The 21684-nt window shown below is 67.7% G+C and carries 24 protein-coding genes; 10 read left to right on the top strand and 14 right to left on the bottom strand.

The window, feature by feature from the left end:
• Positions 1-137: 137 nt before the first annotated feature.
• Positions 138-404, top strand: coding sequence for a DksA/TraR family C4-type zinc finger protein (locus FQS62_RS16385; protein WP_049443890.1), 267 nt, complete (start codon positions 138-140; stop codon positions 402-404).
• Positions 405-923: 519 nt separating this feature from the next.
• Here the strand turns inward: FQS62_RS16385 and FQS62_RS16380 are convergent.
• Together FQS62_RS16380 and FQS62_RS16375 are read right to left on the bottom strand one after the other, a co-directional pair.
• Entirely contained in the window at positions 924-1517 is a 594-nt protein-coding gene (locus tag FQS62_RS16380; protein ID WP_080354789.1) for a mechanosensitive ion channel domain-containing protein, read from the bottom strand.
• A 37-nt stretch (positions 1518-1554) separates the two neighbouring features.
• A complete protein-coding gene (locus FQS62_RS16375; protein WP_005410570.1) occupies positions 1555-1734 on the bottom strand; it encodes a hypothetical protein in 180 nt (59 codons plus the stop codon).
• A gap of 126 nt (positions 1735-1860) precedes the next feature.
• Between FQS62_RS16375 and FQS62_RS16370 the strand changes: the two genes are divergently transcribed.
• From FQS62_RS16370 to FQS62_RS16360, 3 genes are read left to right on the top strand one after another with little or no spacing between them, the layout of a single operon-like run.
• Positions 1861-2439, top strand: coding sequence for an RNA polymerase sigma factor (locus tag FQS62_RS16370; RefSeq protein ID WP_088479576.1), 579 nt, complete (start codon positions 1861-1863; stop codon positions 2437-2439).
• The gene (locus FQS62_RS16365) at positions 2436-2969 is read left to right on the top strand and encodes a hypothetical protein (RefSeq protein WP_088479577.1); all 534 of its coding nucleotides are present in this window, start codon (positions 2436-2438) and stop codon (positions 2967-2969) included. Before FQS62_RS16370 ends, FQS62_RS16365 begins: the two co-directional genes overlap by 4 nt.
• 10 nt (positions 2970-2979) lie before the next feature.
• Positions 2980-3861 (top strand): DUF4097 family beta strand repeat-containing protein, encoded by an 882-nt coding sequence (locus tag FQS62_RS16360; RefSeq protein ID WP_049443897.1) that lies wholly within the window; start codon positions 2980-2982, stop codon positions 3859-3861.
• A 49-nt stretch (positions 3862-3910) separates the two neighbouring features.
• On the opposite strand, the gene FQS62_RS16355 is transcribed toward FQS62_RS16360, so the two are convergent.
• The 3 genes from FQS62_RS16355 to FQS62_RS16345 all read right to left on the bottom strand — a co-directional run bounded on the left by FQS62_RS16355 (position 3911) and on the right by FQS62_RS16345 (position 5989).
• Positions 3911-4093: a hypothetical protein gene (locus FQS62_RS16355; RefSeq protein WP_005410566.1), complete on the bottom strand. Its 183-nt coding sequence runs from the start codon at positions 4091-4093 to the stop codon at positions 3911-3913.
• Positions 4094-4104: 11 nt separating this feature from the next.
• Positions 4105-4356, bottom strand: a complete 252-nt coding sequence (locus FQS62_RS16350) for a YkgJ family cysteine cluster protein (RefSeq protein WP_005410565.1) — start codon at positions 4354-4356, stop codon at positions 4105-4107.
• A 271-nt stretch (positions 4357-4627) separates the two neighbouring features.
• Positions 4628-5989: an Hsp70 family protein gene (locus FQS62_RS16345; RefSeq protein WP_208043351.1), complete on the bottom strand. Its 1362-nt coding sequence runs from the start codon at positions 5987-5989 to the stop codon at positions 4628-4630.
• A 181-nt stretch (positions 5990-6170) separates the two neighbouring features.
• Here FQS62_RS16345 and FQS62_RS16340 point away from each other — a divergent pair, with 181 nt between their 5' ends.
• Positions 6171-6506 (top strand): zinc ribbon domain-containing protein YjdM, encoded by a 336-nt coding sequence (locus FQS62_RS16340; protein ID WP_010482882.1) that lies wholly within the window; start codon positions 6171-6173, stop codon positions 6504-6506.
• A gap of 6 nt (positions 6507-6512) precedes the next feature.
• Here the strand turns inward: FQS62_RS16340 and FQS62_RS16335 are convergent, their stop codons facing one another.
• Positions 6513-7667, bottom strand: a complete 1155-nt coding sequence (locus tag FQS62_RS16335) for a tetratricopeptide repeat protein (RefSeq protein WP_208043352.1) — start codon at positions 7665-7667, stop codon at positions 6513-6515.
• A gap of 228 nt (positions 7668-7895) precedes the next feature.
• Between FQS62_RS16335 and FQS62_RS16330 the strand changes: the two genes are divergently transcribed.
• From FQS62_RS16330 to FQS62_RS16315, 4 genes are all read left to right on the top strand, one after another.
• Positions 7896-8498, top strand: coding sequence for an HD domain-containing protein (locus FQS62_RS16330; protein WP_088479579.1), 603 nt, complete (start codon positions 7896-7898; stop codon positions 8496-8498).
• 50 nt (positions 8499-8548) lie between these two features.
• Positions 8549-8722: an oxidoreductase-like domain-containing protein gene (locus FQS62_RS16325; RefSeq protein ID WP_049443904.1), complete on the top strand. Its 174-nt coding sequence runs from the start codon at positions 8549-8551 to the stop codon at positions 8720-8722.
• Positions 8719-9336, top strand: coding sequence for a DUF998 domain-containing protein (locus FQS62_RS16320; RefSeq protein ID WP_088479580.1), 618 nt, complete (start codon positions 8719-8721; stop codon positions 9334-9336). The genes FQS62_RS16325 and FQS62_RS16320 overlap by 4 nt, the downstream gene beginning before the upstream one ends.
• A gap of 78 nt (positions 9337-9414) precedes the next feature.
• On the top strand, positions 9415-10761 hold the full coding sequence (locus tag FQS62_RS16315; protein ID WP_170935762.1) for a virulence factor family protein: 1347 nt from the start codon (positions 9415-9417) through the stop codon (positions 10759-10761).
• Between the two features lie 98 nt (positions 10762-10859).
• Here FQS62_RS16315 and mprF read toward each other — a convergent pair whose 3' ends face one another.
• Entirely contained in the window at positions 10860-13424 is a 2565-nt protein-coding gene (gene mprF / locus FQS62_RS16310) for a bifunctional lysylphosphatidylglycerol flippase/synthetase MprF (protein WP_208043353.1), read from the bottom strand.
• A 192-nt stretch (positions 13425-13616) separates the two neighbouring features.
• On the opposite strand from mprF, the gene FQS62_RS16305 reads away from it, so the two are divergent.
• On the top strand, positions 13617-13964 hold the full coding sequence (locus tag FQS62_RS16305) for a RidA family protein (protein WP_005418155.1): 348 nt from the start codon (positions 13617-13619) through the stop codon (positions 13962-13964).
• 153 nt (positions 13965-14117) lie between these two features.
• Here FQS62_RS16305 and rnfB read toward each other — a convergent pair whose 3' ends face one another.
• The 7 genes from rnfB to FQS62_RS16270 all read right to left on the bottom strand — a co-directional run bounded on the left by rnfB (position 14118) and on the right by FQS62_RS16270 (position 21621).
• Positions 14118-14531, bottom strand: coding sequence for an Rnf electron transport complex subunit RnfB (gene rnfB / locus FQS62_RS16300; RefSeq protein ID WP_053091904.1), 414 nt, complete (start codon positions 14529-14531; stop codon positions 14118-14120).
• A gap of 25 nt (positions 14532-14556) precedes the next feature.
• Complete coding sequence (locus FQS62_RS16295) at positions 14557-15147, bottom strand: HAD family hydrolase (RefSeq protein WP_208043354.1); 591 nt, start codon at positions 15145-15147, stop codon at positions 14557-14559.
• A 78-nt stretch (positions 15148-15225) separates the two neighbouring features.
• A complete protein-coding gene (gene metG / locus FQS62_RS16290) occupies positions 15226-17298 on the bottom strand; it encodes a methionine--tRNA ligase (RefSeq protein WP_099588715.1) in 2073 nt (690 codons plus the stop codon).
• Between the two features lie 102 nt (positions 17299-17400).
• The gene (locus tag FQS62_RS16285; protein ID WP_049426799.1) at positions 17401-17844 is read right to left on the bottom strand and encodes a DUF2147 domain-containing protein; all 444 of its coding nucleotides are present in this window, start codon (positions 17842-17844) and stop codon (positions 17401-17403) included.
• A 348-nt stretch (positions 17845-18192) separates the two neighbouring features.
• A complete protein-coding gene (locus tag FQS62_RS16280; protein ID WP_049447555.1) occupies positions 18193-18597 on the bottom strand; it encodes an SMU1112c/YaeR family gloxylase I-like metalloprotein in 405 nt (134 codons plus the stop codon).
• The gene (locus FQS62_RS16275; protein ID WP_208043114.1) at positions 18594-19664 is read right to left on the bottom strand and encodes a serine hydrolase domain-containing protein; all 1071 of its coding nucleotides are present in this window, start codon (positions 19662-19664) and stop codon (positions 18594-18596) included. The genes FQS62_RS16280 and FQS62_RS16275 overlap by 4 nt, the downstream gene beginning before the upstream one ends.
• A gap of 16 nt (positions 19665-19680) precedes the next feature.
• The gene (locus FQS62_RS16270) at positions 19681-21621 is read right to left on the bottom strand and encodes a DUF885 domain-containing protein (RefSeq protein ID WP_107380008.1); all 1941 of its coding nucleotides are present in this window, start codon (positions 21619-21621) and stop codon (positions 19681-19683) included.
• Between the last annotated feature and the right edge of the window lie 63 nt (positions 21622-21684).

Raw genomic sequence — 21684 nt, 5'->3', positions numbered from 1 at the left:
CTACCTGGTTGAAGCCCTCCACGTTCTGCTCAGATTGCTGAAGATCAGCCGGGCATGGCTCGGTTCAACACCGGTCTGCTCCTTTGTGCGCGGGTGTATCGTCCCCATATCAGGCGACACACCTGCGGAGGATGGCCATGGCCACCGGTTGGGCGGGAGACGGCGCGGTCCAGGACCAGATCGACGCCACCGTCGACGATGCGATCGCCCGCGCGCGGCGCCAGCTGCGCGAGGGGCCCGGTCTGGAACACTGTGAGGAATGCGGCGCGCCGATTCCGTTGGCGCGGCGCCAGGCTGTGCCTGGTGTGCGGCTGTGCGTTGCGTGCCAGCAGGCGCGGGATGACGAAGACCAGGCGCATGCCGGGTACAACCGGCGTGGCAGCAAGGACAGCCAGCTGAGGTAAAGGGGTGTTTTATTGCAGGGCTGCGCCCTGCACCTGCAGAAGCAACGTCAACATCAAAGGCTGGCTTTCCGTGGGTTGGCGGGGTGGGTCCGGTTGAGGGGGACGCCGTAAACCCATCCATGGGGGCTTGGTCGCGCCATCCATGGCGCTCACACCCCCTCAACCGGACCCACCCCGCCTTCGACAGATTTCCGCGATCTGTTGGAACCTGCTGCTGATGGTGGGTGCCGACCGTTGGTCGGCACGGGGTCGGATCCAATTTTGACTATCGATATCTGACAGATGTGCCGACCAACGGTCGGCACCCACCAACAGCGCGCGGAATCTGTCAGAGGTGGGGCGGTGTGGGTGGGCAGGACCGTTGTCGCCATGGATGGCGCCATCGAGCCCCCATGGATGGGTTTACGGCGTGTCCTGACCACCCACACCGCCCCGCCATCCCACGGAATGCCGCTCTTGATCTTGCTTCGGCTTCGGCCTCTGCAGGTGCAGGGCGCAGCCCTGCCGAAAACTCCACCCTCAGCCGTCGCCCTGGATGCCGCCCGGTGCCTGTGCCGGGTCGCGCCAGCGGCGCACCGTGCGCTGGAAAAACAGGTTGTTCGGCAGCTGCAGCACCGTGCCCTCGTGGCCGTCGCCGGTCTCCTGCAGGGTGGTGTAGATCAGGTTGACGTCGATCACCCGGCCCTTCAGGCCCGGCTTCTCGCCGTTCTCCAGCACCTCGATGTAGTCATGCAGGCGGAACGGGCGGGTGGTGAAGATCAGCAGCGTGCAGAAGATGTTGGACAGCACGCTCCACGCCGCGAAGAAGGCCACTGCGCCCACGGCCGCGAAGCCGGTGAACGCGGTCCACAGTACCGACGGCGATGCGCCGAGCAGGCTGAGGATATACAGCACTGCGCTGAAATAGACCACGAAACTGCTGATCCGGCGTGCGCCCATCGCCATCTCCGGCGGCAGTGTGTAGTGCTCGGCGAAGCGGCGGATCAAGCGCCGTGCCAGCACCCGCAGCAGCCACGCGGCCAGCAGGGTGAGCAGGATCTTCGCGGCGATTCCGGCGTCGTGGAGCCAAGGGTAGGTCCAGGCCGGCAGGTGATCCTTCAGCGACAACATCATGGGGGGTGACGACAGGTGGCAATAACGGCCCCCGATGTTACCCGGCGCGTGCGGGGGATTCGACCGCCGGGGTCCAGGCCAGGCACACCAGCTCCTGGCGGTGCTGCTGCAGGCAGGCGCGGCCGTTGTCGGGGCGCAGCTGCAGTGACAGGCCCAGCGCCTGCAGCAGGACGCAGGCAGCGATCACCAGCAGGGCGGCGCAGGATGGGCTGGACATGGCAGGACTCCCGGACGGCAATTTCGCGAAGGACCTTCCATGGATGCAGCCGCCATCCAAAAGGTTGCATGCCATCGATCATCGACCGGCTCTAAACCTTTTCCCGGGTCGCCGCATCCAAGCGATATGCTCGACACCACCATGCCCGCGCCGCCTGCCGCCAATGACGCCGTCGACGAACCCGCCCTGGTGCGGGCGGCGGCCGCGGGCGACACCGCTGCCTACGAACGGCTGTACCGGCGTCACGCGCCGCGTGTATTCGCTGTCCTGTGGCGGTTGTGTGGCGGCCAGCAGGCACGTGCCGAGGATGCGCTGCAGGAGGCTTTCCTGCAGGCGTGGAAAGCACTGCCAGGGTTCCGTTTCGAGAGCAGCCTGTCCACCTGGCTGCATCGGCTGGGCGTCAACGCCGCGCTGATGGAGTTGCGCGGCCGGGCTGCCGGGCAGGACCACGACAGCCTCGATGATATCGACGGAGGCCTGCAGGAACTGGCGGTGCATGACCGTTGTGCCGGCACCGAGCGCGATCTTGAGCGCGCGCTGTCGACACTGCCGCCACGGGCGCGTGCGGTACTGGTACTGCACGACATCGAAGGCTGGAAACACCAGGAAATCGCCGAGCAGCTGCAGATGGCCGTCGGCAGTTCCAAGGCACAGCTGCATCGTGCGCGCGGCCTGTTGCGCGCACGGCTGGGAGACATGACATGAGTACACACGAATACGATTCCGATCACGACCTGCTGGCCCGGCTGCGCGGGCTGCCGAACGAGCGCGATGTCCCCACCGATGGCTGGGCACGCCTGTCGGCCCAGCTGCCGCCGCGTGAACCGCAGGCAGCACCTGTGCCAACGGACAACGTGGTGGCCCTGCCAACGCGCTCGCGGCGCCGCTGGTGGCTGCCGGTCGGCGCTGCCCTGGCGGCCAGCCTGGCGGTCTACGCCGTGGCGCCGTGGCGCCATGCGCAGCCAGAGGTACCGGTACCTTCAGCGCTGCAGCTGCAGGCGGCGGCGATGACCGAGCAGTACCGGCAGGCCGTCGCTTCGCTGCCCGACGGACGGGCGCCGGAATGGCAGCCGGCCCTGCACGAACTGGATGAAAGCGCGGCGCAGATCCGTGCCGCCCTGGCGCAGGACCCGCGTGCGCCGCACCTGCTTGGCCAGCTCAAGCGCACCTATGCGCTGCGGCTGGAACTGACCCGGCAGGCGGCCTATGCCGCCGAGTCCGGCTTGACGACCTGAGGAGACCCCCATGACCCGAACCCTGATTTCCTGCTGTGTCGCGCTGCTGCTGGCCCCTGCCGTGGCGCTGGCCGATACCCGCATCGACGAGCGCCATACCCTGGCCGCGGGCGGTCGCATCGAGCTGAGCAACGTGGCCGGCAAGGTGACCGTGCGTGGCTGGGACCGCAATGACGTGCAGCTCACCGGCACGCTCAGCGATGGCCTGCAGCTGCGTCAGGAAAAAAGCGCCAACCGTGTGCGCTGGGAGATCGAGTACCCGCGCCGCAGCAATAACGGCGGCGCAACACTGGTACTGAACGTACCGCGTTCGGTGGAACTGCTGCTCAGCACGGTCAGTGCCAGCCAGGACATCAGTGGCATCGATGTACGGCGGCTGCAGGCCGACACGGTCAGCGGCAGCCTGAGCGCGGCTGGCCGCAGTGGCGACAGCAAGCTCAACACAGTCAGTGGCAGCGTCAGTGCACGCCTGCAGACGCCGAAGTTGGACGTGAACACAGTCAGTGGCCGCATCGAGGCCGGCGGCGGCGTGTCCGGTGATATCGGCGCGCAGACGGTGTCGGGCCGGGTCGAGGTGGACGCTGGCCGCGTGCAGCGGCTGGCGGTGGAGACCGTCTCGGGCAGCATCGATCTGGCAGCAGCCGGACTGGCACCCGGTGGCCGGATCAATGTCGAATCGGTCAGTGCCTCGGTCACGCTGAGCCTGCCGCGCGCGGTGTCGGCGCAGCTGTCGGTGAACAGCTTCAGCGGCTCGATCAACAGCGATGCCGGCCAGGTGGAGCGGCCGCGCTATGGGCCGGGCAGCCACCTCGATACGCGTCTGGGCGGCGGCGACGGTGACATCCGCATCCAGTCGCATTCGGGCAGTGTTCGGGTTCGCCTGGATCGCTGAGCACGGTCCGGCAGGCCGCGGCGGCAGCGCCGCCGCGGTCGGTGCTGGGTCAGCTGGCTTTCTTCAGCGCCCAGGTGGTGCCGAGGACTTCGATCTTGCCACCGGCCTTGCGGAACGCTGCCAGGTCCGAAGCGATCGAATCGCTGCTGACCACGGTGCTGGCGGCCGCGCCCTTGCGTTCGCTGCGGATGCTGTTGCTGGCCTTCGCGGGGGTCTTTGCCTTGCGGGGCATGGTTGCTCCTGTCAGGTGGAAGGGGAGGAAAGCGCCCAGGCGTCGGCCTGGCGCAGGTAGTCCTGCCGCTCGCGGCGGCAGTCATCGCCGCCCATCGAAAACTGGCGGCAGATCGCCGGGCGCTGCGAATAGATCGTGCAGCGCAGGTGATAGGGATCGATCGCCGCGCACCAGCCTTCCTCGTTGCGCGCCATCACGGCACGGCCGTGGGTGTCGCGTGACAGGAACTGGCCGGGCACGTGGTCGCCGGGCTGCAGCAGCACGGGCAGCCGGCAACAGACCGCGTCACAACGGCGGCAGTCGATGGGTGCAGGTGCTGCGTCAGGTTGTAAGGCCACAGGGGCCTGGCGGGTGCCCAAAGCGGGTCTCGATGGCGGCTCAGGTGCTGCGCGGACCATGATCGAGCCAGGAAGGCATGGCCGCTAGGCCCGCAGGGCGGGCCAGGCTGCACCGTGGACACACACCGGCGTGGCCGGTGGAAGGTGCAGCGGAGTTCTAGCCGACCAAGAGTAACTTAGACCGCGTAACGTTTTGTTAATCCTGGCTGGCTGCCGCCAATGCCAGGCCCTGGACCACGCCCAGCGAGGGCTCGCCATGGACCATGCGGGCACCCGGGAAGGCCTCGGCCACGGCCTGGCGCAGGTAGCCGGCACGGGACATGCCGCCGGTCAGGAATACCGCATCCGGGTCGCCGCCGATGTCGCTGCGGACCTGCGCCAGCAGTTCACGGATCTGCTCCAGGTAGCCCTGGGCGGCGGCGGCCAGGCCGTCGGCGCTGCTGTCGGCATGCAGGTCGCGGGCGATGTAGTCCAGCGTGCTGCGGTGCTCGCTGGCGGCGCTGAGGGCGATCTTGGCGCGTTCGACATCGCGGTACAGGCGGGCGGTATTGCCGCTGTCCTGCAGGGCCTGCAGGCGCGCGCCCCACGGGTCGTCGACGTGATCGTATTTGTGCTGCCGGAAGTCACGCTGGCGCGTCATGTCCTGCACTGTCGCTGCTTCCACGTAGTGGTGGGCGGGTACGCGGGTGATACCGCGGCCGAACAGCGGCATGTAGCTGGACAGGCTCAGCGCCAGGTCGATGTCGGTACCGCCGCGGGCGATACCCCAGGCGCGGTGGATGCGCGGGGCGTCGTTGCCGCCGACTTCTGCATGCGCGATGTCGGTGGTACCGCCACCGATGTCGACGATCACCGCCTGGTGACGTTCGCGGCTTTCGGCGTGGTAATGCATGGCCGCCGCGGCCGGTTCCTCGAGGAAATCGATCCGGTCGAAGCCGGCCTGGGTGGCCGCTTCGCGCAGGATGTCCAGCGCCTGGTCGTTGCCGGCCGCGCCGATCGAGCTGCGGAACTGCACCGGGCGGCCGAGCAGGGCGGCACGCAGCGGGCGGCCGAGCTGGGCGCTGGCGGTCAGGCGGATGTGTTCGAGGATGTGCGCGGCGATGCCGGTGATGGTCTGCTTCGCGCGCGGGTGCAGGTTGTAGCCCAGCATCGACTTCGGGCTCTGCACCAGGTTGCCTTCGTGTTCCTCGAAATAGGCTTCCAGCGCATCGTCGCCGTAGACCGCGTTCTGCAGCAGGTCGCTGGCGCTGCGTTCCTTGCCGGCGCGGGCTTCCATCCATTCCCGCCGCAGTGCGCGCAGGGCTTCGCGGCGCAGTGCCTGTGGCGTGCGTTCCTGGCCGGCGGCACGGGCTGCGCGTGCGGCGCTGTCGATCATCTGCTGCAGCTGGTGTTCCTGGCCATCATCGAGCTGGAAGTCGTCCGGGTCGGGCACCACGCCGGGGAAATACACGCTGGTACGGAACTGCTCGGCGTCGCCGAAACGGATCGGCAGCAGTTTCCCCTCATGCACGATGGCGGCGGCGGAGTTGCTGGTACCGAAGTCGATGCCGAGGCGCATGGGGAGTTCCGGGGGCGATCAGGGGCCGCGCACTCTGCTGCAGTTCGCGGCCGACTGCAAGTTCCACGAGCGTGCTGTTCCGGCCCTGGTCATGGCGCTGGCCGGATACCGGCCAGGGAAATGGGTCTCCGGGTCAGGCGGTTACAATGGCGGCTGTTGATTCACTTTGAGGTACTTGCTGATGTCTTCTGCCCCCGCCTGCCCGCAGTGCACCCTGGAAAACACCTACGCCGATGGTGCGCTGTGGATCTGCGCCGACTGCGGTTTCGAATGGACCGCCGAGGAAAGCGCCGGTTCGACCCTGGTCGTGCGTGACAGCAACGGCAACACCCTGCAGGCCGGCGACACCGTCACCGTGATCAAGGACCTGAAGGTCAAGGGTTCCTCGATCCCGCTCAAGCAGGGCACCGTGATCCGCAACATCCGCCTGGTCGAGGACGATGCCGAGCACATCGAAGGCAACTCGGACAAGATCAAGGGCCTGGTCCTGAAGACCTGCTTCCTCAAGAAGGCCTGATCGCCTTCACCGCCGGGCCTGCTGCTGCGCGCGCCAGCGGGCCAGGCTGTCCAGCTTGGCCTGGTAGCGCGCCTGCTCCGGCGCGCCCCCCAGTTCCTGTGCACGCAGCAGTTCGCGGTCGGCGCGCTTGAGCTGGCCAGCCAGGAAATAGACCCGTGCCAGCCCGAAGTGGAACTGATGCGCGGTGTCATACAGGCGCATGGCCTGCCGGTAATAGCGGATCGCCTGGTCCAGCTGGCCGGCGCGTTCGGCCCGGGCGCCGAACATGTACTGCGCAAACGGATCTTCGCGCTGCACCGACTTCAAACGGCGCTCAAGTGACTGCGCCTGCGCGGTCAGTCCCAGGCTGCGGAACAGCGCGGAGGCATTGGTCAGTGCAGCATCCTGGCGGCCGTCCAGCTGCAGCGACCGATCCAGCGCCTGCCGCGCCGCCTCGTTGTTGCCTTCGCGGTGGTCGAGCACGCCGAGGTTGTTCCACACCGGAGCGAACCCGCTGTCCTGAGCCAGGGAAGCGTCGAAGAATGCACGAGCGCCGCCGAAGTCACCGTCGGCGAGGCGCTCCGCACCCAGGTTGTTGTAGAAGTGCGCCAATGCCCGAGCACGGCTCACGGGAACCGGCCCGCGGCGGTCATAGAGCACATTGCGATCCAGATCGACGGTACCGAAACGCCCGCCGACGTCGACACCGGCATTGACGTGGCCGACGCTGTAGACCACGCCCGCGTCCTGGTTCTGGTACCAGGACACCACCTGCCCCACTTCCTGCACGCGGGCCTGGATACCAGCCTCCCGTGCAAGCGTCACGAACAGCAGGGTGAAGGCCAGGCAGTTGGCGCGGCGGTGCTGCCAGATATCGCTGACGGTGTAGGTCGCATCGGCGTCGTACTGAAGGTCCAGCCCGTGCTGATCGAAGATCATCTCTACGAGCGCCTGCAGCCGCTGGTCGCGGGAGTAGCTGCGCTGGATCACCCGCTTCTGGAGCATCGCACGCAGGTCCGCGGGAATGGCGAATACTTCTTCCGGGGTCGGCACACGTGCGGCCGACACGGTGATGGTCGGGGACGTCACCACATCGGCGGGCGGTGCCTGGCCTGCGCCGAAGGCAGGAACACAGAAAGCCAGCAGCGAAAGGCAGAGGCAATGGGCGGCAGAACGGTACATGACGGTTCCCGGCAGCGGCGGGCGCTCCCGCCTGTGGCGAGTGTATTCCCATGGATGCCAGGCTGCAGCGACCGTTGGTCGGCGCCGTGCTCATCCACAACCGATGTGGACCAGCGCTCGACAAAGCTGTGGACAACCGGCTGTGGGCCCCGCCCGGCAAGCGTTGTGAGTGAGTGGTGAAAAAACCACCAGCTTGCCCGGCACCGGCACAGGCGGGATGATCGGGGCATGGACTTCTCACCGCTGACGCTTGCTCCGGCGCAGTGGCAGGCGCTGCAGGACAGCTATGCAACGCCGCCACGCGCCTACCATCACTTCGGCCATGTACGCGCAGTGCTGCAGCATTGCCAGGAAGTGGCCGAAGGCCCGGGCTGGCGGCAGCCGGCCGAGGTCTATCTGGCCGTGCTCTACCACGACGCGATCTACGAGGCCGGCCGCAAGGACAACGAGGCACGCTCGGCAGCGCTCGCCCTGCAGGCGATCGCGCAGGCGCCGGAGCTTGCCGGCGTCGACACCGCCCGCGTGGAGCAGTTGATCCTGTTGACCGCCCGCCATGGTGCGCTTGGCCGGGACGATGTGGATGCCGAGGCGGCGCTGTTCCTTGACTGCGACATGGCGATCCTGGCCGCGCCGGAGCCGGTGTTCGCCGCCTATGACCGTGGTGTAGCCGAGGAATACAGGGGCGTTGTGCCGGGCTTCCTGTACCGTGCTGGCCGGCGTCGATTCCTGCAGGGGCTGCTGCGTGCACCGCGGATTTTCCTCAGTGACTTCTTCCATCAGCGCCTGGATGCGGCCGCGCGCGACAACCTGCGCCGTCAGCTGGGGCGCTGAGCCAGCCCGGTACACTGGTGGCCTGTTTCCATCGGCTATCGCCTCCAACCGTGTCCGACCCTGATCCCGATCCCCGCCCGCTGCCGCCGGAAGAGCCCGGTCCCAACGAATGCTGCGGCAGTGGCTGCCCGTTGTGCGTGCTTGACCTGTATGCCGACGAGCTGCAGCGCTATCGCAAGGCGCTGGCCGAATGGAAGGCGCGGCATCCTGAGGCCGCACCATGAACCGCACGCGCCCGGCGGCAGCGCTGGCGCTGGTGGCATTGCTGCTGTTTGTGGCCACCGCGCTGTGGACGCAGTTCGCACGTGCCGATCTGGACTGGGTGCGGGCCACGCTCAGCCTTTACCTGCACGGGCCGTGGGGGCTGGCGCTGCGTGCGGCATATTGCCTGTTGGCGCTGGCCATCACGGTGCTTGGCATTGCGCTGTATCGCGGCAGCATCGGTCCGCGGCGCAGTGCGGCGGCGCCGCTGTTGTTCAGCGTCTCAGCGCTGGGGCTGGTGACGGTCGCCATCGGTGACAGCTGGCTGCCGGAAGCCACCCCCTTGCTGGCGCCGTTCATCCACGGGCTGGCGGCCAACACCGCGTTCCTGTGCGCCAGTGTCGGCATGCTGCTGCAGGCCTGGTATCTGCGCCGCGAACCGGGTTGGCAGTCTGCCGCCGGCCTGCTCTGGGGTTGGGCCTGGCTGGCGTTCGCACTGTTGTGGCTGCATGTGCTGTGGCGCGCCGGTCCGCCGCGCGGGCTGGGCCAGAAGGCCGTGATCGTGGTGATCGTGGGCTGGCTGCTGTACCTGGCGCTGGCACTGTACCGGCGCGGTCGGCGTACCACGGCCCACTGAATCCCCAACGGCCTGCGCCGGTACGTGCCGTGCACGCGGCGGCGGCGTATCGTGTGCGTATTCCATCGGGGATGCGATATGAAGCGTGCAGGGCTGGGCTGGGCAATGGGTGTGGTTCTGGCGCTGGCGGCGCTGCCGGCGATGGCGGCGGCCAACGTGCAGCAGTTCAGCCACGGGCGGTTCGAGCAGATTCCAGTGCACATGCCGGCCGGCACGCCGCAGCGGGTAGTGATCTGGTTCCATGAGCCCACCGCCGGTGGCGACACCAGCCGCCTGCCGATCGAGGCCCTGCGTGCCGACGGCGCCATGGTTGCCGCCGTGGACATCGCGCACCTGCGCGGGGTGCTCAAGCGCGAGGGTGACCCGACCTGTTCGTTCGGTTCCGGTGACGTCGAGAACTTCTCGCGCTGGCTGCAGGCCTCGCTGCATCTGCCCGGTTACCACCTGCCGCTGGTCGGCGGTGATGATGAAGGTGCCGAGATGGCCTACTCGCTCGCAGCGCAGGCCGATACCCAGGTGTTCGCCGGCGTGCTGACCACCGGCTTCTGTCCGGACCACAACCACCAGCGCATGGTCTGCGGCGATGGTGTGAAGCACAACAAACTTCAGCCTGCCGAGCTGAACTTCCCGTGGTTGAGTGCGGCCGGTGACCACGGCTGCAAGGTGGGGGAGGCCAGCCGGTTCGTGCAGCAGGTCGCGATGGCGCGTGAGTTCAAGCGCACCGCGCGCGGTGATGCCTCGCCGGGCCTGGTGGCCGCAGCGCGGGTAATCGGCGCGCAGGCCGGCGTCAGCCTGGCACCGCCGCCGGCCGCGCTGAAGGGCCTGCCGGTGGTGGAGATGCCAGCCGCCGGCAACGGCGACACGCTTGCAGTGTTCGTTTCCGGCGACGGTGGTTGGGCCGGCCTGGACAAGAACGTGGCGTCGTCACTCAACGAGCATGGCGTAGCGGTGGTCGGCATCGATTCGCTGCGCTACTTCTGGAGCGAGCGCACGCCGAAGGGCTTTGCCGGTGACCTGCAGAAGATCATCGACCACTACCGCCAGCAGTGGCACCGCGACAAGGTGATGCTGATCGGCTTCTCGCAGGGCGCCGACGTGCTGCCGGCCACCATCAACCAGCTCGATGCCGATACCCGCGCGGCGCTGGACCGTATCGTGCTGCTGTCGGTGGGCAGGAAGGCCGACTTCGAATTCCACGTCAGCAACTGGCTGGGCGGCGGCGGTGACGGTCTGCCGATCGCGCCGGAAGTGGCCAGGCTGCCGGCGGAAAAAACGCTGTGCGTATACGGCGACAAGGATGAGGATGCACTGTGCCCGGACCTGCCGGCCAATGACGGCGTGAGGAAGGTGAAGCTGCCGGGCGATCACCATTTCGGTGGTGACTACGATCGCCTGGCCGAGGTAATCCTCAAGGGCGGGATGTAGCGTCAAGCCATGCCCGACCGCCGTCGCTGACGTGTCAACCAAGGTCGACACCTACCCGGCGAAGTGTAGCGTCGAGCCCTGCTCGACGGATCGCGGCCTCAACATCGCCGCGGGTCCAGTGAAATCAGGCGCGTGGCATCCAGCAGCGCCGCCGGCAGGTGCATGCCGCCCGGTGCGGCCAGGTAACGCGGCCGCCACTGCGGATCGAACTTCGATTTGAAGCGACGCAGGCCACTGAATCCATAGAAGCGCTCACCATGCCGCGCGAGCAGGCCGGCCAGCCGGTTCCAGCGACCGGCCAGGCGATGCTGGGCCAGCCCGGACAGCGGTGCCATGCCCAGCGAGAACCGCGCATAGCCCTGCGCGCGGCCCCACAGGAACAGCTCGATGAAGAGGAAGTCCATCGTCCCCTTCGGCGCTTCGTTGACGTGGCGCATCAGGTCCACCGACAGCTCGGCACCGGCCGGTGCCTGCCACAGGTTGGCAAACGCCACGATCTGGCCTTCGGCCTCGACCAGCGCCACCGGGAAGCGCACCAGGTAGTCCGGGTCGTAGCTGCCCAGCGAGAAACCCTTTTCGTCCCCGGATTTGTCATCCAGCCAGGCGTTGGAAATCGCGTGCAGGCGCGGCAGCAGGCTGGGAATTTCCTCCACTGGCGCTACGCGGAACGACAGGCCGCTGCGCTTGCCGCGGTTCCAGGCCTGGCGCAGGTCGGCACGTTCGCGACCTTCCAGGCCGAAGTCGTGCAGAGGCACCATCGCTTCTTCGCCCAGTTTGACCAGCCCCAGGCCAAGGTCGAGATAGGTCTGCCAGTACGTCTCGCCGACCTGGTAGAAGACCGGACGCAGGCCAAGCCGGTCGGCTTCTTCGCGGAAGCGCCAGATCAGTGCACGGGCGACGTCCGGCGGGCCGACTGGATCGCCCATTGCGATCAGCGAGCCACCATAGCGCTGCATCATCACGAAGCCCAGCCTGGCGTCGTCACGCAGCACTGCCTTGTCGGCGGTCAGTACCAGACAGGCTTGGGTGTCCGTAGCACCCGCCAGCACCGGTGCCAGCGATTGCAGCGTGGCTTCGTCGGCGGCCGGCAGTGGGCTGCGCGTGCTATGCAGCAGCCGCGCCAGGCCGAACATCACCAGCGCGATGGCCACCACCAGCAACGCGCGCAGCGCGCGTGGTGCGTTGCCCGACACCGCGAACTGCCACCACAACTCGTTCTGGTATTCGACATGGCTGTAGGTGAAGAACAGCAGCCAGGTGACCGCCACCAGCACCAGGCCGAGGTTGCGCAGCCACGGCCATGACCAGGCTTCGTCCAGCAGCGCGCCCTGGCGGTAGAACTCGCGACGTGCGGCCCACAGTGCCATCGCCACCAGCACCGCCGAGAGGGCGATCAACAGTTGGCCACCACGCAGCCACAGCGGCAGCGGGGTGATCACGCACACCGCCATCGCCAGCATCCACGCGGCGTGGCTGCGCCGGGCCAGGCCCTGGCCGATCAGCAGCAGTGCGACGCCGCTGAGACTGCCGATCAGGTGCGAGGTTTCGAGGATCGGCAGCGAGGCGTTGACCAGGTGACGGCGCGGCGTCGGCAGCGTGCCGTCGATGACCAGCGCGGCACCGATGCTGAACACCGCCAGCGCGATGATCTGCGGCAACCATGGGCGCAGCGCGTTCCAGCCGGCACGGGTTGCGCCGGCGCTGGCCTGCAGCGGCTGGCGCAGGGCGGGCGCGAGCGCGAGCAGGGTAGCCAGTACCAGCGGCAGTACATAGTAGGTAACGCGGTAGATCAGCGCCGCCGCCAGCACCGCCGCCGGTGCCACCTGCGGCAACAGCTTCAGCAGGCTCCATTCGAACACGCCCAGGCCGGCCGGCACGGTCGAGACCAGGCCGGCCAGCACCGCCACCAGGTACAGGCCGACGAAGCCGGGCAGGCCGGTGGGAGTGGAGTCGGGCAGCAGCACATAGAACGCAGCACTGGCCAGTACCAGCTCGATGACGCTGAGCACGGTGACGCCGATCATGGTCCGGCGGTCGGGTAGCCACAACGCATGGCCGAACACGCTGAACTGCCGTCCATCGCGGCCGACCAGCAGCACGGTGCCGAGATAGGCGAGCAGGGCGACGATGCCGACCACGCGCACGGCTTCGGGATTCAAAGGCAATGCCAACGCCGCCGCCGCAGGTTCCATGCACAGCGCGACGCTGATCAACAGCCATGCACCGAACACGAAACCGAGCGTGCTCATCAGCACTACCTGGCCGATCTGAGCCAGGTCCAGGCCGGCGCTGCGGTAGCCACGAAGGCGCACCGCACCACCGGTCAGCGCGGCAAAGCCGACGGTCTGGCCCAGCGTATGCGCGAGGAAGGCGGTGATGCCGATGCGCGCCGGATGCACGCGGATGCCGCTGCGGCGCAGGCCGATGGCATCGAAGCCGATCAGGCACGCGTAGCTGGCCAGGCCAAGCACCACGGTGAGCGCGATCTGCATGCCGCTGAGCTGGCGGAACGCCTGGCGGATGGCACGATAGCCGTGCTCGTCGAATTCACTGGCCAGGCCATGCAGGGCCAGCGAAAGGATCAGCAGGGGAACGACGATGGTGAGGACCCGCTTCCATGCCGGGGTAGAGGAAGCGGTGGCGGGGTCGGTGTCTGGGGTCATCGGCGCAAGGGTGCGTCAGGAAGGGCGAGTGCGGTGTCAACGCGGGCGTGGCGCATCGTGCGCCTGTCGCCGTCATTTGACCAGCGTGCGTGTCGTAGCCCGGTAGTGGGGCTGCGCGAAGGTTGCCCATGCACCCACCGTTGACCGGTTTGGAGGACAATGCAGGCCTGATCACCCGCAGGAGCCACGCCCATGATGGAGCGTTACGACGTCGGACCGCGCATGTCCGAAATGACCGTGTACAACAAGGTCGCCTACCTCTCCGGCCAGATTCCGGAAGACACGAGCCAGGACATCACCGGGCAGACCCGGCAGGTGCTGGCGGAGATCGACAAGCTGCTGGCGCTGGTCGCCAGTGACCGCCAGCACGTGCTGCGCGCGGAAGTGTTCCTGGCCGACATCGCCGACTTCGACGGCATGAACAAGGCGTGGGACGAGTGGGTGGTCGAGGGCGCGACCCCGGCCCGTGCGACCTTCGAAGCCAAGCTGGCCCACGCCGAGTGGAAGGTCGAGATCGTGGTGACGGCGGCGGTGCCGTAACGGCAGGCAAGGTCACCTCCCACCAGCGGAGGGGGGAGAGTCGACTGTTGGTCGACTGTCGCGCGCAGCGCGGGGTTTTGCGCCGCCGGAATGAAGAGCAGTCGACCAACAGTCGACTCTACCCCGCCGCTCCACCGCCGGTTGGTCCGGTGGCTACGTTGGCACCAGCTCGATGCAGTCCACCGGGCATGGGGGAATGCACAGCTCGCAGCCGGTGCACAGATCGGCAATGACCGTGTGCATGTACTTTGCGCCGCCGACGATGGCATCCACCGGGCAGGCCTGGATGCACTTGGTGCAGCCGATGCAGTCGGCTTCCACGATCAACGCCACCTGCGGCGCCTTGTGCTCGCCGCGCGCACGGTCGTAGGGCCTGGCCGGTACGCCCAGCACCTGCGCCAGTGCACGCGCACCGGCATCGCCCCCCGGCGGGCAGCGGTCCACATTCGCCTCGCCACGCGCCATCGCCTGCGCGTACGGGCGGCAGCCGTCGTAGCCGCATTGCCCGCATTGGGTCTGCGGCAGCAGGCGGTCGAGGCGTTCGGTCAGGGGCGGGATCAGGCTCATGCGTGGCGAAGGCTGCGCGGTGGGGTCATTTAAGGGGTTTGCCACGGAACCAGCGCTCGTGGGCCAGCGCCAGCATCGGCTTGTCTTCGGAACTGTCGCCGTAGGCATGGATGCGCACGTAGCGTGACAGATCGAACTGGCGACGGATGTGCTCGACCTTGTGCGGGCCGCAGTCGCCACCGGCATAGCGACCGGTCAGACGACCGTCCTGGCTTTCCAGCCGGTTGCAGATCAACTGCAGGCCCAGCTGCTCGCACCATGGCCGCAGGTACAGATCCAGCGAGCCGGACACGATCACCACGGTGTGCCGCTGTTCCTTGTGCCAGCGGATCTGCTCCAGCATTTCCGGGCGCACCACGTCGGGCAGGAACTCACGCGAGAAACCGACCGCCAGCGTGGCGATGTCATCGCTGTGGCGGTCGCTGAAGGTCAGGCGGGTGACGCGTGCGCGTATGCGTTCGGCCGAGATCAGCTTCAGCTTGTACGCGGCCAGCCACGGGCCGACCTTCCACCACGCCTGCGCCAGCTGTTCGGCGGTGGCCACCCGGCGCAGGAAACGGCCATAGGTATCGCAGGTGGTCACGGTGTGGTCGAAGTCGAACAGCGCCAGTTCCATTCCGTTGCTTCCCATCGCGTTGCCTACGGTGGCCGGTGCTGCCGGCGGGCGCGGCCGAGGCCACGCCCGCTGCAGGCATCAGCGGACCGGCATGCCCGGCTGCGCGCCGCTGTCGGCGTCCAGCAACGCCAGCGCACCGCCGTCGAAACCGGCCGACAGGATCATGCCTTCGCTCAGGCCGAAGCGCATCTTGCGCGGGGCCAGGTTGGCGATGAACACCACGCTGCGGCCGACCAGCTTCTCCGGCTCGCCGTAGCTGGCGCGGATACCGGAGAAGATCTGGCGCTTGCCCAGTTCACCTGCATCCAGTTCGAAACGCAGCAGCTTGTCCGAACCTTCCACGAACTCGCACACCAGCACCTTGCCGATGCGCAGGTCGAGCTTGGCGAAATCGTCGATGCCGATGTAGGCCGGGGCGTCGGCGCTCTTTGCGTCGTCCTTGGCCGGAGCCGGAGCCGGAGCGGCCGGCTTGGCGGCGGGGGCGGCAGCGGCGGCCGGCTGCAGGGTGTCCTTGGAGGCGTCGATCATGGCGTCAATCTTCTTCGGGTCGATACGGGTGAACAGCGGGGTGTACTCAGTGATGCGGTGGCCGAGCAGCGGCTGTGCCAGCTCGGTCCAGTCGTTCACCGGCGCGGCCAGGAAGGCCTCGGCCTGTGCGGCGGTGGCCGGCAGCACCGGCTTCAGGGCGGTGACCAGTACGCGGAACAGGTTCAGGCCCTGGCTGCAAACGGCCTGCAGCTGCGCATCGGCGCCTTCCTGCTTGGCGATGACCCACGGCTTGACGTCGTCGATGTAGCGGTTGGCTTCGTCGGCCAGGGTCATGGTCAGGCGGATCGCAGCGGCCGGGTCGTTGCGTTCGTAGGCTTCACGGATCGGCGCCAGGCCATCGACGAAGCGCTGGTACTGCGCCGCATCGGGCAGCTGCGCGGCCAGCTGGCCGTCGAAGCGCTTGCTGATGAAGCCGGCGCAGCGGCTTGCGAGGTTGACGAACTTGCCGACCAGGTCGGCGTTGACACGGGCGATGAAGTCACCCAGGTTCAAGTCGAGATCGTCGACGCCACCGCCGGACTTGGCGGCGTAGTAGTAGCGCAGCGCTTCCGGCTCCAGGCCGGCATCGAGGAAGGTACGCGCCATCACGAAGGTGCCGCGCGATTTGCTCATCTTGGCGCCGTCCACGGTCAGGTAGCCGTTGACGTGCAGGCGGGTCGGCGCGCGGTGGCCGGTACCGTGCAGCACCGCCGGCCAGAACAGGCCGTGGAAGTTGACGATGTCCTTGCCGATGAAGTGGTGCAGCTCGGTGGCGGTGCCTGCGCGCAGGTGCGCTTCGAAGTCTTCGCCGATCCTGCCGCACAGGGTCTGGAAGCTGGACAGGTAGCCGATCGGCGCATCCAGCCAGACATAGAAGTACTTGCCTGGCTGGCCGGGAATCTGGAAACCGAAGTACGGCGCATCGCGCGAGATGTCCCACGCGCGCAGGCCACCTTCGGCATTGAGCCACTCACCCAGCTTGGCCTTCACGCCCGGCAGGGCAACATCGCCGGCCAGCCATTCGCGCAGGAACGCATCGAAGTGGCCCACCTCGAAGAAGAAGTGCTCCGAATCGCGCATCTCCGGCGTGGCACCGGAGATGACCGAACGCGGTTCCTTCAGGTCGGTCGGTGCATAGGTCGCGCCGCACACTTCGCAGTTGTCGCCATACTGGTCAGGGCTGCCGCAGTTCGGGCAGATGCCCTTGACGTAGCGGTCGGGCAGGAACATGCCCTTGGCCGGGTCGTAGAACTGCGCCACCGAACGCCGGCTGATGTGGCCGGCCGCTTCCAGCTTCAGGTAGAACTGCTCGGTCAGCGCCTTGTTGGCCGCCGAATTGGTCGAATCGTAGTGGTCGAAGGCCACGCCGAAGGCGGCGAAGTCACGTTCGTGGCTGGCCTGGATGTTGGCGATGAAGGTTTCCGGGGTGACCCCGGCCTTTTCCGCGGCCAGCATGATCGGCGTGCCATGGGTGTCGTCGGCGCAGACAAACCAGGCCTTGCCGCCGCTCATTCGCCGCGCACGCACCCAGATGTCGGCCTGGATGTAGCCGACCAGGTGGCCCAGGTGCAGCGGGCCGTTGGCGTAGGGCAGGGCGGTGGTGACGAGCGCGGTACGGGTCATGGTCGCGGGGTGAAGCCGAGGGGAACCGCAGAGTATCGCATGCCCGCAACGAGGTGACCCGGCCGGGGCCGGGTCACGGGGATGAAGCGGGGGCCGGGGCGCTTATTCGCGCTGCCAGGTCTGCGCGCGGCAGATGAAGGCGATGCAGCCGGACACGTCAAGCCTGGTGCCGCCGGGCTGCAGTTCCATCTTCGACTTGTAGGTCTTGCCGTTGGCCGGATCGAGGATGGTGCCGCCGGACCACTTGTTGGCGCCGTCGGCCTTCAGGTTCCAGAGGATGGTCATGCCCTTCACCGGCTTGTTCTTGTTGGCGCCTTCACAGCCGTCGCAGACCGGGTTCGGGCCCTTGTCCGAGTGCAGGATGTCGACCACCTTGCCGGTCAGGGTGCCGTTGGCGGCCTGGGTGATCTCGACGATCGACTTCACCTTGCCGGTCTTGTCGTCGATGGTCTTCCAGCGGCCGGCGGCGCCGTCGGCCGCCTGCGCCGAGAGCGCGGCCAGGCACAGCGGCAATGCCAGCAGCAGGGTCTTGAAGGTCTTGCGCATGGTCCCCTCCCAGGGTTCATTCCGGCACGATGCCGGTACGGGTCGACTGTATACCCATTCGGCGGGGTATGGGGAAGGGGGGCTTTGCAGGGCTGCGCCCTGCACCTGCAGAGGCAACAGCAACGGCAGCGGCGGGATTCCGTGGGATGGCTGGGCGGTGTGGGTGGGCAGGACACGCCGTAAACCCATCCCTGGGGGCTCGATGGCGCCATCCATGGCGCCAACGGTCCTGCCCACCCACACCGCCCCACCTCTGACAGATTTCTGCGGCTGTTGGTAGGTGTCGACCTTGGTCGACACGGTAGATCCACGCCATGCGGGGATAAGACCGACCGTGGGAATGCGGGGTCAACCGACTTCGTACAACTCCAGCGGCAGGTCGTCGGGGTCGGCGAAGAAGGTGAAGCGGCGTCCGGTGTATTCGTCCACGCGGATCGGTTCGCAGGCGACACCGTGCGCGGCCAGGCGCTGGATGAAGGGTTCCAGTGCAGTTACCCGGAACGCGAGGTGGCGCAGGCCCTGGGCCTCCGGGCGGCTGGGACGGGGCGGCGGCGAGGGGAAGGAGAACAGTTCCAGCTGGCCGCCGTCGGGCAGGGCCAGGTCCAGCTTCCAGGAATCGCGCGCGGCGCGGTGGTTCTCGGCCAGCACGCGCAGGCCGAGGATGCGCACGTAGAAGTCCTTCGAGCGTGCGTAGTCGCTGCAGATCAGTGCGGCGTGGTGGATGCCCAGCAGGCCGTCGGAAGCGGTGTTCATTGCAGGGTGTCCAGCCAGCGCTGGGCGATCTTCAGCGCCAGCGGATAGGGTTCGGGGTCGTTGCGGTTGGTCAGTACGATCACGGTCAGGTGCTTCTCCGGGTGACGCACGATCACGTTGCGGAAGCCAATGCTCTCGCCGCTGTGCCATTGCACCGGGCCATTCAGGCGCCAGCCGAAGCCGTAGTGCGGTACATCCGGTTCGGGCGTCGATGTGGCCGGACTGAACATCGCCCGGCGCGAGGCCTTCGACAACAGGCGGTCGTCGTACAGCGCCGCATCCCACCGGGCCAGGTCGTCCAGCGAGGAATAGATGCCGCCATCGCCGAGCACGGCACTGGTGGTGCTCTGGTCGGTGCGTTGCCAGTGGCCATCGATCTGGCTGTAGCCATAGGCGCGTGCGGTGATGGTATCCACGCCGTCCTGGTGGGCCACGGTGTGGGCCATGCCCAGCGGGCGGAAGACGCGCTGCTGCAGGAAGGCGGCGAAATCCTGGCCCGAGGCACGGCCGACGATCAGTGCCAGCAGCGCATAGCCGCTGTTGCTGTAGCGGTACTGTGTGCCCGGTGCGAAGTTCAGGCGGTCCTGGCGAGACAGCAGGGCCAGCACATCGGCATCGTGTACCTGCCGTGGGTCTGCCGGGTCCATCAGGTCTTCGTAGTCGAGCAGGCCGCTGGTGTGCGACAGCAGCTGGCGCAGGGTGATGGCCGCCGCTGCCGGCGGCAGCTCGGGCAGCCACTGGCGGGCGGTCTGGTCCAGCCCGAGCCGGCCGTCTTCCACCAGCAGCAGCACCGCCGCAGCGGTGAACTGCTTGCTGACCGAGGCAAGCCGGAAGTTGCTGGCGGCGGTCACGGCAGTACCGTCTTCCACCACCGCCAGGCCATAGCCGCGACGGAACACCGGTTGCCCGTCGTGCAGTACCAGCACCGCGGCGCCAGGAACCTGCCCATCGTAGGCCTGCATCAGGCCGTCGATGCCGGCATCCGGTGGGGTCAGCACCGGTGCGGCGGAGGTGGCCAGCGGCAGCAGGCCCAGCACGGCGGCGAACAGGGCGACGGCAGGGCGCATGGTGGCTCCGGATGCGTCAGGGTGAAGGCGTGGGTGTAGTGCTGGCCGGCTGCGCCATCCAGCGCTCCATCTTGCGGTCCAGCACATCCAGCGGCATCGAGCCATCCTTCAGCAGTTCGGCATGGAAGCGGCGCAGATCGAAGGCTGCACCCTGGCGTGCCTTGGCCTTGTCGCGCAGGGCGACAATGGTGGTCAGGCCAGCCACGTTGGACAGTGCCTGGCCGGGCTGGGCCATGATCCGCTCGACTTCAGCGTTGGCATCATCGCTGCTCATGTCCACCGTTTTCTGCAGGTAGGCCACGGCCTGCTGCTTGCTCCAGCCCTGTGCGTTGACGCCGGTATCGGCCACCACGCGCGCGGCGCGCAGCAGGCGCGAGTACAGGTAGCCGATGCGGTCGTAGGGATCGGTGTAGATGCCCAGGTTCTCGCCCAGCGTTTCCGCGTACAGGCCCCAGCCTTCGACGAAGGCGAGGTCGCCACCGAGGCGGCGGAAGCGCGGCAGCTTGGCCAGCTCCTGCTGCAGGCCAAGCTGCACGTGGTGGCCGGGGATCGCTTCGTGCAGGTACTGCACCGGCACGTTCCAGCGCTTGCGGCTGGGCAGGTCGCGGGTGTTCACGTACAGCACGCCGGGTTGCCCGGCCGGTGACGGCTGATAGGCTGCGGCGGCGGCGGTCAGCGCACGTTCCGGTTCCACTGCGCGCACGTCCAGCGTCGACTTGGGCAGGGTGTCCAGTACCTGCGGCAGGCGCGCATTGACCTGCTGCTGCACCTGGCGGTAGCGGTTGATCAGCGCATTGGCGTCGCCGTACTGGAACTGGCGGTCATTGCGCATGCTGCGCAGCAGTTTGGATGGCGTTCCACGCAGCTTGGCGTCCTTCATCACCGTGGCGATCTGTGCCTGCAACTCCTGCACGCGCTGCTCGCCCAGTGCATGCAGCTGCGCGGCAGTCTGGTCGCTGGCGGTGGTCTGCACGATCAGGTTGGCGTACCACGCCTGGCCATCGGGCAGCGCGCTGAGGCCACTGCTGGCGCGCGTGGCGGGCAGGTATTCGGTGGCAATGAAACCGCGCAGGGCGCGGTAGGCCGGCATGATGCGCAGTTCGATCATGCGCTTGTACTCGGCACTGATGCGCGCCTTGTCCTCGGCCGCGATGGTGTTGGGCATGGTGCGGATCGGCGACCAGAAGATGCTCTCTTCAGCGGTCGGCTTGATGACCGCATCCAGCTGCGGCAGCACCTTCTCCATCAGGTCGCGCGGCTGTACCACGCCGGCCTTCATGCCCTGGCGCATGTTCTCGATGGCCTGGTCGAACAGCTCGGGAATGCCCAGCGCGCGGCGCGACCAGGTGTCGTAGTCCTGCACGGTGTTGAACGGCTGTGCGCCGGCACCGGCGCCGAGGATCGCCATGATGCTGCCGACGTTGTAGTACTGGCTGATCGGCATCATCCAGCTGGGGTAGCGCTCTGCGGCCAGCGAGGCGCGCGCATCGCGCACGAAGATCTCGTAGCTGAGCAGGTCCTGGCCCTGCAGGCCGTCGCTGCCGAGCTTCTCCACCTTGCCAAGCCACTCGGTGGTGAAGTCGTGCGATTGCTGGCGCCATGCGGCGGACAGGATGTTGGGCAGCTGGTCGTTGTAGCGGGCCTCGCCCTGGAAGGTCGCCTGCAGCGGATTCAACCGCATCGAGGCATCCCAGTACTCGTCGTACAGGCGCTCCAGCTGCACCTGCTTGGGTACGGCCCGGGCCGGTGCGACCGGACGCGGCGCGGCGCGGCGCGCCGAGCTGCCACGGGCCGGCGCGGTGGCGCGGGCGGGCCTGGCCTTGGGCTTGGCGGCCTGGCGGGTCTGCGCGGCGGCAGGGCGGCTGGCCTTCTTTTTCGCTGCTTCGGCCGACGGCACGGCGCTGAACAGGAACAACGCGGCGATGGCGGCGGCCAGGGCGCGGGTGGGATGCGGCATCAGGAGCTTCCGTGGAACACAGACCGTGGAGCTTGCACGATCCGGCCGCGTACGGCCAGCGTG

Source organism: Stenotrophomonas sp. SBJS02, from assembly GCF_020428325.2.
GTDB lineage: Bacteria > Pseudomonadota > Gammaproteobacteria > Xanthomonadales > Xanthomonadaceae > Stenotrophomonas > Stenotrophomonas africana.
The sequence above is the reverse complement of the archived record's forward strand: the minus strand, read 5'-3'. Positions and strand labels throughout refer to the sequence as shown.